Consider the following 14,476-nt stretch of genomic DNA (forward strand, 5'->3'; position numbering starts at 1 on the left):
GGAGGGGCGTGAGGTAGCGAGAGGTGGCGCGGGTGGAATCAGTCGTCACCGGCACCGAGGCGCCAGAGCATCGCGAAACGGGTGACATCCGCAGCCGGCACGCCGTACGTGGCGGCGAGCGCCTCGGCGGCGGCACGCACGGCCTCAGCGTCGCTACCTTCGATGAGCACGACCGCATCGGCGGGCGGCAGCGGCGCGCCTTTGGCGGTGAGCGAGACCGACAGACGCGGCACTGTGACTTGCAGCGTGGCGCGCACGATGCCGTCGGCTTGTGCCAGTTCGCTCAATTGCGAAGCGAGACGGGCGTGCGACTTGGCGACGGTAGCCTCGTCGAGCACAAAGGCGGCAAGTTGGCCACCCTGTCCCTCACCGGCTTCCACGTCGAGCGTGCCGACACGGCGCTGCGTGCCCTGCATGCGGGCGAAGTTGCGCAGCGACCACTCCGTTTGATGATTGAAGGCTTGTGCGTAAGGCTCGCTGGTGAACACACCGGCGTCCTGCGTGCAGTACAGCGCCAGATACGGACGCGGGGTGTCGTGCAACGCCTTGAAGCGGCGCGCAAACCGGAAGCCCGGAATCGCCACACGCTCCTGCATGTGCTCCCGGTCGTACCAGCGGTTGAAGTCCGCTTCGAAAGCCGGGTCGATATTCGTCCAGATGCAGAGTTGGGCGCGCGGGGCAGTGGCAGTCATGAGGCAATTTCCATCGGTTTCGACAATCGGGGGGCCGGCCGGCGCATGGCATCGCTGCATGCGCATGGCTCGACCGTCGTTCCGAGTGTGCAAAACCGGGGGAAAAGCGTCCAACAAGAAATCAAATTTGCCGTAACAGCAAATTCTTATGACCCCTATGACCCGCCAGTGGCCGTAGGCCGGCGCCCCGCGCGAAGCCGGGCAACCACCGGGGTCCTCAGGACTCTGCGTCGCCCCAGGCCGGGGCCGTCATGGCAGCGGCGGGCGGAATGGCGATATCCGGCCCCATGTTGAGCGCGAACTCGCTCGCGGTGCGTTGCGCGAGGCGAGCGACGTTCTCGGCGAGCAGTGCGCCGGTGCGAAAGGAGCCGACCAGCGGCAAATTGGGGAAATTGGCGTTCACGCGCAGCAAATGCAGGCTGTGCTCGCCCAGTTCGCGCTGGATGATGGCGGGCGGCAGCATCGCAACACCGAAGCCGTCGACCACCAGCCGGATGATCGCCGCCACCGAGGTCATGCAGTGCACCCGCACCGGCCGCTCGGCCGCGACGGAGAACATCCGCTCCAGCGTCTTGTGCGGCCCCGAGTTGCGCGAAAAGCTCACCAGCGAAAAGGCCGCGAGGTCGGCCACGTCGAGCGTCTCGCCTTTCAGGTTGAGCTTGGGACTGGCGACCCAGCGCATCGGGAATTCCGCCAGCGGCAGGTTATCGATGCCCGTGCCGTGCTGCATGTCGGTCTGCAACACCAAATCGAGCGAACCCGCTTCGAGTTGCTTGCACAGGTTGATGGTCGTCTCGCTGGTGACCTCGATTTCGAGTTGCGGGTACTCCCGGTGAATCCGGGCCGCCAGATCGGGAAACCAGCTATGAACAATCGACTCCACGACGCCGATCTTGAGCACCCCCGGCGGCATGTCGGGGTCGGAGAGCTCGCGCTTCATCTCCTGCCCCAGCATGACGATGCGCTCGGCGTACGCGAGCGCCTTCTGGCCGGCGGCCGTCAGCGTGACCTCGCGCGCGCTACGGTCGAACAAGCGCACACCGAAACTCTGTTCGAGCGACGCGATCCGGCTCGAGACGCCCGCCTGCGTGGTGTGCAGCCGTTCGGCGGTCAGGCGGAAATTGCGCAGCTTGGCGAGCCAGACGAAGGTTTCGAGAAAGCGAAGGTTCATGCAGCGTGGCGAAGAAGAGTGTCCGGGAGCGAAGTCATTGGCGGGCCGCAGGAAGGCGCCGAAATTTGCGACGTCGACCCGCGTATCTGGCCATTTTAGTGGAACACAAATACCACACGCCGCCACGGTGCCGCGTAAGCCAGTCAATCCGATCCGGCCACCCAAGCCGATCAAGCCAATCAAGCCGGGCAACCGTCGCTTGTTACGTCCCGCGTTCCGGCGATGTTTCGTTTCCGTAACGTTTTAGCAAGGTTACGGCGGGGGCGGTTGCCCTCCCCACCGCGTCACGCCTTACAAATCAAATAGTTAAGATTTTCGAGACGCATGGCATGAGATTTGCTGAATTCAGGTAACGGCCCGTCGAGGCCGGAGGGCCGATTCCCTGGAGACTGTCATGTCATCAGCCCATTTTCGCCGTCCGCATCCGACAGTGGAACTCGCGCGTTGCGTGTTCCGCCAGCACTACATTCGCATCATGCAGGCCGATCGGCCCGGCAATTACGCCGTGCTGGTGGATGTCTGGCCGATGGACGGCCGCACGTTCGCCAGTATTGATCAGGCCAAGCTCGCGGCGATGCTGTTCATCCGCGACATGGAAAACGAGTGACCGAACGGGCGAACGGGCGACCGGGTCCACATGAGTCAACTTGAGTCCACGTAAGGAAGCCCGCGCCGGAACGTCCGGTGCGGCCAACGAGACGAGACCGACATGAAACACCACCACACACGCCAGGCCGCCGCCCACAGCCACGCCCTGTCCGCCGTGCCGAAAATGGCAGCGCGCCAGGAAGTCGTGCTCGATCCCGCGGTCGATCCCTTCGCCCGCATCGCGGTCGAAGCCTACGCCGACGCCTGCGCTCAAGAGCAACCCTGGCTCGCGGAGGCGCTGCAACGCCAATATCAACTGGCGGGCGGGACGCCATCGAGCGCCGCCGCCATGTGGCGCGTGTTTCACGCAGCGCAACGGCAGGCCCGCGAGGGCGATTCCTACGACGAAGCCGCATGGACCCATGTCGCGCTGCACCTGTGCGGTGTGCTGGGGGCGATGAACCTCTGAGTCAAGACGCGGCAGGCCTCGGCGAGACGGCTTGTTGCGCCTTCACAAACCGGGGCACGTAAAGGCCGGTTCCCCCCGCCATTTCTGGCATACTTCGTGCAGTTTTATTTGACGAAGTCTGCCAGGTATCCAATGAGCAAGGCCCATGCGCCGACCCGCAATCCCGGTCGGCATCTGTTTGCCACGATTGTCGGCATTCTCATACTGCTGTTCCCCGCTGCCGCGCTCGTCGTTCCGCGTGGCGGTAATACCGTGGTGTTCCTCATCGTCGCCTGTGGTGCAGCCTCGCTTTTCGCGATGCGCAAGTGCGCCAGGGGGCGGCCCGACATCCCGGCAGGCCCATACTTCAACGTCTTCGTCGCCTCGCTGTGTCTGCCGATCGTCGCGGTCGTTTTCGTCGAATTGCTGCACCGCGACGTGGTCGCCAATACGCTCGATTCCCCGGCTCGTTTTCTGCTCGCCGTGCTGGTCTTTCTCGGCCTGCGCCATATTGCGTCGATTATTCCCCGGTGGATCGATCTGACCTTCGGACTGGGCGCCATCTCGGCAGCCTTCATGGCGCTGTATTCGACGGCCGAAACGCTCGCCCCTCGTGCGGAAAGCACGTTTCTCAACCCCATTCACTTCGGCGATATCGCGCTACTGCTCGGCGTGCTCTCGGTCGTGTCGATTCATTGGCTTGCCCGTGACCGGTTCTGGCTCGTCGTCTTCAAGCTGATCGGGGGGGCCGCCGGATGCTACGCATCGTGGGCGAGTCAGTCACGCGGCGGCTGGGTAGCGTTACCCGTTTTGCTTGTCATCTGGCTGCTTTGCCGACCGCATTCGGCCAACCTGAAGCGCCGAGCCATCATTGCAGGGGTAGCCGTCGTGTTAGTGGCAAGCACCTTCCTGTCGAGCACCGTAAGAGACCGCTTCAACAACATTCACGCCGATCTTGCGAGTCTGAACGCCGGCCAGGCCGATACGTCGATCGGCATCCGGCTCGAATTGTGGAAGACCGCCGTGAAGCTCATCCGCGAGAATCCGTGGACGGGGCTCGGGGCGCACGGTTACCGGAACGCCATGCCGGCGATGGCAGCGGCGGGCGATCTCACCCCGATGGCGGCCGATTACGGCAAGGGCGAGGTTCACAATCAGATCCTGGCGTATTTCGCCGATTACGGGTTGCTCGGTTTGCTGGCTATTCTCGGCGTCTATCTCGGCCCGGCATACTTTTTCATTCGCGTCGGGGCCCTGCAAACACGCAGGCGAGAACAACGGGCAGCGCTGATGGGGTTGATGACCGCCGTGGCGTTCGCCGTCTTTGGCCTGACTGTCGAGACCTTCAACCTGAAGGTGACCGTGGCGTTCTACGCAACGATGCTGGCGCTTTTGGCCGCGCTTGCCTATCCTGACAGCCCACGCGACACCGCCGTTGCGGCCGAACGTTCCTAACCCGAGGCCGTAGTCCCTCCATGCTAAGCATCCTGATCCCGACCTGGAATAACCTGCCGTTCCTCAAGCTGTGTATCGACAGCGTGCGACGGCACTCGGGCGAAGCCCACGAGATTCTGGTCCACGTCAACGACGGCAGCGATGGCACGCTTGCCTGGGTACGCGAGCAAGGCTTGCGCCATACACACAGCACCGGCAACGTCGGCGTATGCCTTGCGCTCAACCAGCTCGCGCCGCTGGCGTCGCACGATCAGCTGCTGTTCCTGAACGACGACATGTTCGTGACCCCCGGCTGGGACACCGCCCTCATCGAGGCCGCCCGTGCGCTCGACACACCGGTGTATTACCTGTCGTCGGTGATGATCGAGCCCAACGCGGGCGTGAGCAAACAAGTGGTCTCGCAAGACTTCGGCACCACGACCGAAACCTTCGACGAAGCCGCGTTGCTGGCTTTCGCGAAGTCACTCGGCCGTAGCGATGTCAATGGCGTGCCCACGCAACCCACACTGGTGAGCCGCAGTCTCTGGCATCTGGTCGGGGGCTACAGCATCGAGTTCGGACCGGGCATGAGCAGCGACGACGACTTCCTGATGAAGCTCTGGCTGGTCGGCTGCCGTACCTTCCGGATCGTTGGCAAGAGCGTGGTCTATCACTTCGGCTGCCGCTCGACGGGCCGTGTGATCAAGAATCGCGGCAGCCGCGAGTTCTTGATGAAGTGGGGAATGACGCAGGCGGAGTTCAAGCGCGACTATCTCGATCACGCCGGCACGCCGGCAGGCAATGCGCTGCCCAATGTGCCGATGCCCAGCGGCAAGAGCCGCATCAAGCGCGCGCTGCACGGTGGCAAGCCCTATCCGCTGGAAGATCTGGCACGTTGGGACAAGAACGTGCCGAGCCATCTGAAGTTCGACAAGTCCTGAACCTCGCGCCATTCATGGCGGCCTGACGGTCTGGTGCCCGGGGTTTGCCGTCAGCAAGCAGAACACACTCACCCACGCGGCCGGCTGATATGCCGGCCGTGGTCGTTTCAGGCAGCGCGGGCCGTTCAGTGCGTCCGTCCGTCGCTGCCGCGCTCACTCATTGCCGTGGATGCCGGATGCGGGCCCAGGCGTGTTCGAGGCGTTGCACGGCGCTGTTGTCGGGGTGACGTGTCCACCACACCCCCAACTCCCACACCATGCCCGCGAGCAGCGCAATGACGGCCAGTGCGCCGATCGTGTACCAGATCTCTCCGAACGAGGTTGCCATATTCGTCTCCCAGAAATGCTTCACGCACCGTCAGCGACGGTGCGTGATTGCATTCTAGGCGACACATTCCGGCTTGCCTGCCGGGTCTGCCCTAGGACCAGATCCGCCCTAAGCCAGTTTGGCGTCGTCGTTGGCTCAGAGTTGTCCCATCGCGAGTTGCACGGCAAGGCTGCTCACCGACACCGCCGCCCACACCCCAAGACCCAGCAGAATCGGGCGGATGCCGGTCGACGCCATGCGGCGCAGGTTCGACGACAAGCCGATGGCGGTCAGTGCCACGATGATCAGGAACTCAGCTGCGTCGTGAATCCACGGTTGCAGTACCGGCGGCACCAGACCGGCCGTACGGATGCCCGACGCCACCAGAAAGCCCAGGATGAACCACGGGAAGATGCGGGCGAGACTGAAGTTGCCGGCACCCGAGCGCTTGGCGCGGTAGGCGACGATAGCGGCCAGCGTCAGACAGATCGGGATGATCAGCGTGGCGCGGGTCAGCTTGACGATCGTGGCGTAGTCGCCGGCTTCCTTGCTGTAGCTGTACCCCGCAGCGACCACCGACGACGTGTCGTTGATGGCCGTACCGGCCCACATGCCGAAGCCCAGGTCCGAGAGATGGAGCATGTGCCCAAGCATCGGGAACAGCACCACCGCGGCGATGTTGAACAGGAAGATGGTCGAAATGGCGAAGGCGGTTTCGTGGTCGTCCGGCTTGACGATCGGGGTGACAGCCGCGATGGCCGACCCACCGCAAATCGCCGTGCCGATACCGATCAGCAGCTTGAGCTTGCCGCCGACGCCCAGCATGCGGCCAAGCCCCCATGCCGACAGACCGGCCGCGGTAATCGTCACGGCCGTGACGGCCAGCGAGTCAAGACCGGTGTGCGCCACCTGCGACAAGCTCAGACCAAAGCCCAGCGCGATGATCGACCACTGCAACACGTACTTAGAAGCGAACTTGATACCGGCTTCGTAGCGTGCGCCGGGAGCGAAGATATTGCGAACGAGAATGCCCAGCAGAATGCCGAACACCGGGCCGCCGACGAGGGGCATCTGGCGGCCGAGCAGCAGGGCGACAAAGGCGATGACAGTCGAAAGGACAAGGCCGGCCCACGGGTTGTGTTGATCCGGCACCAGCGTATCCGGGCGGGATGCCGAAGCGGGGCGGGCGTCGTGGGTTCTCGTTGTCATGGCTGCACTCCTCTTGAATGCTTGCCAGTCTAAGAAAACCGCTTCAATAATAAAAATCGTTATATCGGATACGATATATAAATATTTCCGATATTTATGGGGATTCTGGCTAACTCGCTGAATTCGTTAGATTTTCCCGCAGCGCTTTGCGAGAAATGCCCCCGATGGGTGACTCGCAGGGGTCTGCGCTACACTCTCCGAAGCCTGCTTTGCGTGACATCCAGAACCCAAAAAACCCGGAGACCCGCCCCATGTCGCAAGCTGCCGATACCGATACCGCTACCGCTACCCGAGCGCACCACGCCGACTGGTATTTCGATTTCTCCTCGCCCTTCGCCTATCTCCAGTTCGAGCGCTTCGACACCCTGCCCCGCTCGCTCGCCATCGATCTCAAACCCATCGTGCTCGGGGCGATCCTCGTCCATGTGCAGACGCAAGGGCCCGCCGAGATTCCCGCCAAGCGCATCTTCACCTATCGCATGGCGCAATTTCGCGCAGAGCAGGACGGGATTGCGTTTCGCATGCCGCCCGTTCACCCGTTCCACCCGATTCGCGTCTTGCGGCTGGCCGTCGCGCTCGGGGCCACGCACGAGGTGGTGCGCACGATTTTTCGCTTTATCTGGGCGGAAGGGCGCGACGTCACCGACGAAGCGGGTTGGCGCGATCTGAGTGAACGGCTGGGACTGTCGCCGGAAGACGCGGCGGCACGCACCGACGCCCCCGAGGTCAAGGCCGGGCTGCGCGCAAACACCGAGGCGGCGATTGCTGCCGGGGTTTTCGGCGTGCCGACGTTTGCCTGCGACGGCGAGTTGTACTGGGGAGACGACGCTACGGTGCTGCTCAAGCACTGCCTGGCGCACCCGGAGTGGCTGCATTCGCCGGAAGTCGCGCGTTTGCAGCAAATCACGGTCGGTGTACGGCGCGAGCGCTGACCGAAGCGCTATCGCTTGCGGTTCAGCACTGACAGGAAGGTAGCGCGAAGGTAACTTCGCCGCCTTACTTGCCCGCGCCCAGTATCAGCGGCAGCGGTACCGCATCGGCCATCGCCGCATAGCCGGCGTCGCTCGGATGGGTGCCGTCGCCGCTGTCGAGTCGCGGCAGCATCCGCGTCGGTTGCCCCGGATCGCGCAACGCCGCGTCGAAATCGATCACGCCATCGAACGCGCCGCCCGTACGCACCCAGTTATTGACGGCCTCACGCACCGCTTCGCGCTCGGGCGGCAGTTTGCCCGGCGGAATCGTGGTGCCCAGAATTCGCACCCCTCGGGCACGCGCCGCAGCGATCAGCGTTTGATAACCCGCGATCATCTCGGGGGCGGTGACGATCACGTGTGGCACGTCGCAGTCGAGGCCCGCGTGCGGCGGCACGTAGCCGAAATTGATGTCGTTGATGCCGATCTGCACGACCACCGTGCGCACGCCCGGCTGCTCCAGCGCGTCGCGCCGGAAACGCGCCACGAGCCGCTCGCCGTAGCACGCCGAATCGTGCAGCAGGCGGTTGCCGCTGATGCCGAGATTGAGCACCGAGATATCGCGCCGGCCAGCGGCGTCGAGACGGCGCGCCAGCACGTCAGGCCAGCGGTGATTGGCATTGATCGAGCTGCGCATGCCATCGGTAATCGAGTCGCCGATGGTGACGATGGCGTGTGCCGGTGTCGCCGGCACGACACTCACGCCGGCCAGCCACAGGGTATTGGTGAATTTGGTACGAAATGCGGTCGGCGCTTCACTATCGACAAAGTCGCCCGCGCCGCTGAGAAATGCGGTCTGCTGGGCAATCTTGTGCCACGTAGTCGGCGTTTGCGCCTCACGCGTGAACAGGCTGATGGCCAGCGGCGCGCCCGCCCGAACCGTGATGGCGACCGGGTCGCTCTCGAGCGATGCGCCCGGCGCAATCTTCGCGACCGGCTGACCGCCGAAGGTCAGCGCGCGCAATGTCGACACATCGATCGCCGCCCCACGCACGGATGCCGCCACGCTTGCCCGCTCGATCACGAGCGGCTGTGTGCCATAGGCATTGGTGAAGCGCACCCGCACTTCACCACCGGACAGGCTAGGATAAATGACCTGCCGCACCGTGCGGCCGCCAACGGCCGGCGCCCGGTTAAACGACGGCGCGGCGGGATGCTGCGCCACCGCCTGAGGTGCCGTGGCCCATGTGCCGACGCGCGTGTTCTGCGCAATCGCGGGCGACGCGCATAGCGTCAGGGCGGCCGTTGCCGCGAGAACGTTGAGCGTGGAGAGCATGGGGCGTGCGCGCAGTGAGGGCACGCACAAGACAGCGCGAACGCGGTGCAGACCGTCTTTGAGAGAAAACCGGAGCATCGGCGGTATCGGGAACATCAAGACATCAAGACATCAGGGGCATCGGGGGCATCGGGGGCATCGGAGACATCGATGACGGCGGCGCAGCAACGATCAACTCCGCCACGGCACGCCGACGATAGCCGCCATTGTGCCTGATTGTGGCCGCCGGTAAGGACTTAGCGAGGACTTACATTGCCTTACCGCCGCGCAGCTAAACCGACTTCATCCGGTCGACGCGGCTGCCGTCACGAGCCGCCAAGCCTTGGCTGGCGGACCCGGCGTGCCGCGCCGCGATGAAGCGACTTGCCGACGCGTCCCGTCGGCGTGAATCAGCGCGTCGAAATCACGATGGCCACGCGCCGGTTCTGCGCCCGTCCGCTTGCCGTGCTGTTATCCGCAACCGGGTTGCGCTTGCCCGCGCCGACGGCTTGAATCCCCGCGCGTTGCATCCCCGAATCGACCAGCACAGCAGCGACGGCATCGGCACGGCGTGCGGAGAGTTGTTCGTTGTAGGTATCGCTGCCCACCGAGTCGGTATAGCCGTACACGCGCACCTCCGCGAGACCGACCTTCACGAGCGTCTGACCGATACGCATGACTGTCTGGCGCGCGGCGTCGCGCAGCACGAATTTGTCGGTATCGAACAGCACCGTGTCGGACAGGCCGAACTCCCAGCCTTCATCCGTCTGCACAAAGCCCTCGGACTTCAGTGCGGCGATCTGTTCCGCCGTGAGGCCATGCACCGGCGTGGTCTGGCAACCGGCAAGCGCGCCGACGCCGATCAGGCAGGTCAGCACGATCAGGCGACGGCCAAGCGTGCTCAAGTGTGTGAGATGTCGCGTGAAGTGTCGCGAAATGAAACGCGCGGCCCCTTCAATACCGGCATGAACCGGCGAAGTGCCCGGGCGCGATTGTGTGGTGTCAACTGCGAAGTTCAAGGTGATTCCCCATTGCGGTGTGTAATCCGGTCGTCGTTATCTTTATGGTGCTGCTTATTTTTCTGGTTGCTGCGCTTACTGCGGTACTGCGGTACTGCGTGTGCTGCTTTGTTCTGATCATCTTAGGTGCTGCGCGCCACCTTATCCCTTGGGGCTTTCCGCAACATGCCAAGTGCCGACACCGGCACGCTTGGCCTGATACATCGCGGCGTCCGCCGCGCGCAACAGCGCCGGGGCGTCCGGGGCGTGCGTCGGGTACAGCGCCACACCGATACTCATCGACGTGACGATCTCGCCGCCACCGGGCAGCGCAATCGGCTTTTCCATGGCGACCAGCAGGCTCTGCGCGAGGCGCACGGCGTTCGACGTCTGGCGCACGCCGGGCAGCATCACGGCGAACTCGTCGCCCCCCAGACGCGCCACCAGATCCCCCTCTCGCAGCGGCTGCCGCAGGCGCTCGGCAATCGCCACGAGCACCGCATCCCCGGCGTCGTGCCCCTGGTGATCGTTGATCTCTTTGAAACGGTCGCTATCCAGATACAGCAGCGCGACGTGTGTGCCCAGTTCGTGGGCATCGACCAGCGCCTGCGCGAGCCGCGATTCGAAATAAGCCCGATTTGGCAAGCCGGTCAGTTGATCGTGATTGGCTTGATGGGCGAGCGTCGCATTCTGCGCACGCAGGTGGTTCTGCCAGCCTTCGAATTCATCGAGCAGCGCGTTGAAGTCGTCGCCCAGCTCCTTGAGTTCGGCAATGGGCGTGGCCGCCACGCGTTGATGAAACGCACGCTCGCGCCGCACCGCGTGCGCCACTTCAGCCAGTGCGCGCAGCGGTTTGACGATATCGCGGTGCATGCGCTTTGCCAGCACCGTCGCCACGGCAAACGTCACCAGCAAACACGCCAGCACGCCGCCCACGCCACTCAATAGGAATACGAAGAATTGATGCCCTTGCCCCTGCACCTCGATATGACCGACGACGTCGCCGTCATGTCGAATCGGCAGCGTGACCGGCCCCGGCAACGCCACGTCGGCCACGGCGCGCTCCAGCGTCGCCAGTGCGCCGCCATCGGGCCGCCGCCACAGGGCAAATTGCGCGCCACGCGCATCGAGCACGCGCACCTGCACGACGTCCTCTTCATGAGCGATGAGGGCAATGGCTTCCTGCGCTGCCACGCGGTCACCGAACACCACCGCCGCCTCGACGGTGTAGGCAAGCGAGCGGCCCAGCAGCAGCAGATTGTTCTCGGCATAGACACGCAGCGCGATCCACGCCACCAGCGTCAGCGAGACAGCGGCCAGCACCACGGCGGAGACAGCGAGACGCAAGTGAGTGCGGCGCAAGACACCTTGCAGCGATGGCCGACGGCGACGTCTGACGGGCGCATCGGCGGCACTCGCAGGTGAGGACGATGACCGCTCGTGCAAGGCGCCGTTGACGTGAGTGTCGGTGGACGCATGGCCCGGCATCTCAGCCGACGACAGTCCGGCGAGGGGGGCTTGCGGCATGAAGGGGGCGTCGGGCGCGCCGGTCGGTGGGGGGATGGGGGGGCGTTGGATCGTCATGGTGTCCCCGGCTTGCGCGCCAGCTTCAGCACATTGGGGTGGACACGAACGCCGCTGCGCGCGACGGTGTCGAGGTTGATGTCGAAGGTCACACGATCGGCGTCGATGTTCAGGCAGAACATCGTGCCAAGCGTGCACGAGTCATTGCGCTCGCTGATCGTGAGCATCGGGTGGCCGGCGATACTGCTCAGCACTTGCCGGCGTTCGGCGTCGCTCACGGCACCGAGATAGAGGGCGTCGCACGAGGTGGCAACCGCGGGGTCGCCCACCGGCAGGCGTTGTGCCTCGACCGGCAGGCCGGCGCTCGGCAACGGGCCGGCGAGCAGATCGCGCGCATAGTCGGTGTTGCCGCTCACGCACAGCCGCACCTTGGCCGGCGTGGTGGGCCAGCGGGTGAAACTGATGATGCCCAGCACCACCTGCCGCACGTTGGCTTCGCGCGTGTTCGCCGTCGCGGACGCTGCCGGTGCTGCGGTAGCGCCTGACGCAACACCGCCGCCCGGCGCTTGCGCAGCAGCGGACCCCATGGCGAGCCACCACAGGCATAGAAAATAAAGCGCGACACGCACACGTGCAAACCGGGGTACCTGCTGTGGGTGCCTTCCCCTCGATGCCGTGCTGCCCGTCAACGCGCAGACGCAATACAACACTGTAGTCCTTAACAATTGCGAATCACCGAATGTCGATCCCGCGGTGTGCCGCCAGCCCCCATTCGAGTCAGGCCGCATCATACCGAAGCCCCGAGTGCGAGGCCATATGAACGAGCGGGCAGGTAAGGTTTCCTTCACCGGCCCGGTTGGCACACCCCTCCCATTTTCGACAGGCCACCCGCGCCTGCCGACATCGCACAGCATGCACGCGCGAACCCGTTTCCGAAAGCCCCGCCGCCTCCGCATTTTCCCTTGCACGCGCGCGCTTTTACCGTGGCAGAATGGTGCACATAACCTTTTGAAAAACAAGGTAAATCGGGCGGCACAGATCGCTCGAAAATCAAGAGATTCGCGACGCCAGGGAGGTGTTGCATGCTGCTGTGGAAGTTTGTCATTCCCGGTGCTCGACGCGCGCGATCATGAACGATCCGGTGCCGCGCCCAGTGCCCGACGTACAGGCCGAGTTGAGTCGCGCTGCGCTCGACAGTGCCCCCTATGCCATGTTCGTTTGCAACGACGACGGCATGATCGAGCGCATGAACACGGCGTTCACCCGCCTGACGGGCTATTTGCCCGAGCACCTTCTCGGTCAACGCAGCTTCCTCTCCCTGCTCGATCCCTCGGAACTCGCTCGCCGCCGCCTCCCCGCGCTAGCAAGCCTGTCCCCCAACGAAGACGTGCCTTACGACGACGAGTGGCACCTGCTCACCCACGTGCGCAGCTGGCTGCCGATTCGTCTGGCGCTGTCGTGTGTGGAGCACGCGCCGGGCGAGCGCCGCTGGGTCGGCATCGTGCTCGATCTCTCGCAACAGGTTCAGGTCGCGTCCCGGCTCTGGTATGTCACCCACCACGACCCCGTCACCCGCCTGCCGAACCAGACCCTGCTGAACGAACGGCTCGAACTGGCCATCCATCGCTGCGCCCGCCAACAGGTCGGGCTGACGGTGCTGCTCGTCGAACTCGATCACCTTCGCAAGCTGCGCAGCACATTCGGCCCACCCACCGCCGAACTCGCGCTACGCATCGCCGCCGAGCGGCTGCGCGAGGCGAGCGGGCCGGAAGACGCGCTGGCATGCCTCGGCAGCAGCCAGTTCGTCATCGTGACGAACGAAACCGGCGACGCGGCCCGCCTGCTGGCATCGCGCATTCAGACGCGTCTCGCCCAATGGGCCGATGTCGACCAGAACCCGGTCGCCCTTGACGCCAGCATCGGCGCAGTGAGCTATCCCGAACACGGCAACACGCCGGAGACGCTGCTGCGGCGTGCCCACCTTGCTCTCGCCGAGGCCAGTGCCAGTGGCGGCGGCATGCGCTTTTTCAGCAGCGAGATGGATGCTCAGGCACGCCGGCGCAATGAGCTGGAAAGCCTGCTGCGTGTAGCCGTGAACGAGCAGGCGCACTCGCAACTGCATCTGGTGTATCAGCCGCAGGTCAGTCTGGCGGATGGCGAGATTCGCAGCGCAGAAACGCTGCTGCGCTGGCGCAGTCCGGTGCGCGGTGCCGTCGGTCCGGCAGAATTCATCCCCATTGCGGAGACCTCCGGGCTGATTCTGCCGTTGGGCGAATGGGTGATACAGACCGCGTGCCGGGAAGCGAGCCGACTGCTGCGGCGCTGCGGCCATTTGCCGCGCATCTCCGTGAACGTGTCGGCGCAGCAGTTTGCCCGGCAGGACGTCGTGGGCATGGTCGAGCGCGCATTGCTCGCGCACGCGCTGGAACCCCGGCATCTGGAAATCGAAATCACGGAAACGGTGCTGCTGGGTGACTCCAGCGCCGCCGTCGGCACCCTGCGGGCTTTGCACGACATGGGCGTGGAGATTGCCGTCGACGATTTCGGCACGGGCTACGCAAGCCTCGCCTACCTCACACGCTTTCCCATCGACCGGCTGAAGATCGACCAGACCTTCGTGCGCGACATGCTCGTGCATCCGCCCAGCCTTGCCATCGTGAACGCGGTCATTGCCATGGCGCACTCGCTCGGACTGCGCGTGACGGCCGAAGGCGTCGAAACACAGGCGCAGGCACAACGGTTGAAAGAACTGGGCTGCGACGAGGGCCAAGGATACTGGTTTGCACGGCCCATCGACATGCATGGGCTGTATCACATCGTGGCACCGCTAGGCAGCGGGGCACGCCGCTGAAACGTCACCGCCTCCGCCCTCACCGCATCAACATGGCATAGTTGATTTGCCATTTTTTGGCACTTCCTGACAGGACATTGGCTCTCT

At 64.4% G+C, this 14,476-nt stretch carries 14 protein-coding genes; 6 read left to right on the forward strand and 8 right to left on the reverse strand.

Going from position 1 to position 14,476, the window contains the following annotated elements:
• Positions 1-38: 38 nt before the first annotated feature.
• Positions 39-692, reverse strand: a complete 654-nt coding sequence (locus tag AT302_RS22965; protein ID WP_064674995.1) for a DUF4286 family protein — start codon at positions 690-692, stop codon at positions 39-41.
• Between the two features lie 217 nt (positions 693-909).
• On the reverse strand, positions 910-1,863 hold the full coding sequence (locus AT302_RS22970) for a LysR family transcriptional regulator (RefSeq protein WP_058375987.1): 954 nt from the start codon (positions 1,861-1,863) through the stop codon (positions 910-912).
• 394 nt (positions 1,864-2,257) lie between these two features.
• Between AT302_RS22970 and AT302_RS22975 the strand changes: the two genes are divergently transcribed.
• The 4 genes from AT302_RS22975 (at position 2,258) to AT302_RS22990 (ending at position 5,274) form a co-directional block, all read left to right on the forward strand.
• Positions 2,258-2,470, forward strand: a complete 213-nt coding sequence (locus AT302_RS22975) for a hypothetical protein (RefSeq protein WP_058375988.1) — start codon at positions 2,258-2,260, stop codon at positions 2,468-2,470.
• A gap of 102 nt (positions 2,471-2,572) precedes the next feature.
• A complete protein-coding gene (locus AT302_RS22980; protein WP_058375989.1) occupies positions 2,573-2,920 on the forward strand; it encodes a hypothetical protein in 348 nt (115 codons plus the stop codon).
• A 132-nt stretch (positions 2,921-3,052) separates the two neighbouring features.
• Complete coding sequence (locus tag AT302_RS22985; protein WP_058375990.1) at positions 3,053-4,354, forward strand: O-antigen ligase family protein; 1,302 nt, start codon at positions 3,053-3,055, stop codon at positions 4,352-4,354.
• Between the two features lie 20 nt (positions 4,355-4,374).
• Positions 4,375-5,274, forward strand: coding sequence for a glycosyltransferase family 2 protein (locus AT302_RS22990; protein ID WP_058375991.1), 900 nt, complete (start codon positions 4,375-4,377; stop codon positions 5,272-5,274).
• 157 nt (positions 5,275-5,431) lie between these two features.
• On the opposite strand, the gene AT302_RS27745 is transcribed toward AT302_RS22990, so the two are convergent.
• Both AT302_RS27745 and AT302_RS22995 read right to left on the reverse strand, forming a co-directional pair.
• Complete coding sequence (locus AT302_RS27745) at positions 5,432-5,602, reverse strand: hypothetical protein (RefSeq protein WP_157125859.1); 171 nt, start codon at positions 5,600-5,602, stop codon at positions 5,432-5,434.
• 135 nt (positions 5,603-5,737) lie between these two features.
• Positions 5,738-6,790 carry a YeiH family protein gene (locus AT302_RS22995; protein WP_058375992.1) on the reverse strand — a complete coding sequence of 351 codons (1,053 nt, stop codon included), beginning with the start codon at positions 6,788-6,790 and terminating at the stop codon, positions 5,738-5,740.
• Positions 6,791-7,041: 251 nt separating this feature from the next.
• Here AT302_RS22995 and AT302_RS23000 point away from each other — a divergent pair, with 251 nt between their 5' ends.
• Positions 7,042-7,722 carry a 2-hydroxychromene-2-carboxylate isomerase gene (locus tag AT302_RS23000; RefSeq protein ID WP_058375993.1) on the forward strand — a complete coding sequence of 227 codons (681 nt, stop codon included), beginning with the start codon at positions 7,042-7,044 and terminating at the stop codon, positions 7,720-7,722.
• 64 nt (positions 7,723-7,786) lie between these two features.
• Here the strand turns inward: AT302_RS23000 and AT302_RS23005 are convergent, their stop codons facing one another.
• The 4 genes from AT302_RS23005 to AT302_RS23020 all read right to left on the reverse strand — a co-directional run bounded on the left by AT302_RS23005 (position 7,787) and on the right by AT302_RS23020 (position 12,125).
• Entirely contained in the window at positions 7,787-9,037 is a 1,251-nt protein-coding gene (locus AT302_RS23005) for an SGNH/GDSL hydrolase family protein (RefSeq protein WP_058379886.1), read from the reverse strand.
• A 389-nt stretch (positions 9,038-9,426) separates the two neighbouring features.
• On the reverse strand, positions 9,427-10,035 hold the full coding sequence (locus AT302_RS23010; protein WP_322788719.1) for an OmpA family protein: 609 nt from the start codon (positions 10,033-10,035) through the stop codon (positions 9,427-9,429).
• 141 nt (positions 10,036-10,176) lie between these two features.
• A complete protein-coding gene (locus AT302_RS23015; RefSeq protein ID WP_058379888.1) occupies positions 10,177-11,502 on the reverse strand; it encodes a diguanylate cyclase domain-containing protein in 1,326 nt (441 codons plus the stop codon).
• 92 nt (positions 11,503-11,594) lie between these two features.
• Entirely contained in the window at positions 11,595-12,125 is a 531-nt protein-coding gene (locus tag AT302_RS23020) for a YfiR family protein (protein WP_058375994.1), read from the reverse strand.
• Between the two features lie 542 nt (positions 12,126-12,667).
• Here AT302_RS23020 and AT302_RS23025 point away from each other — a divergent pair.
• The gene (locus tag AT302_RS23025) at positions 12,668-14,389 is read left to right on the forward strand and encodes a putative bifunctional diguanylate cyclase/phosphodiesterase (protein WP_058375995.1); all 1,722 of its coding nucleotides are present in this window, start codon (positions 12,668-12,670) and stop codon (positions 14,387-14,389) included.
• Positions 14,390-14,476 lie beyond the last annotated feature (87 nt).

The organism is Pandoraea norimbergensis, from assembly GCF_001465545.3.
In the GTDB taxonomy this organism is placed as follows: Bacteria; Pseudomonadota; Gammaproteobacteria; order Burkholderiales; family Burkholderiaceae; genus Pandoraea; species Pandoraea norimbergensis.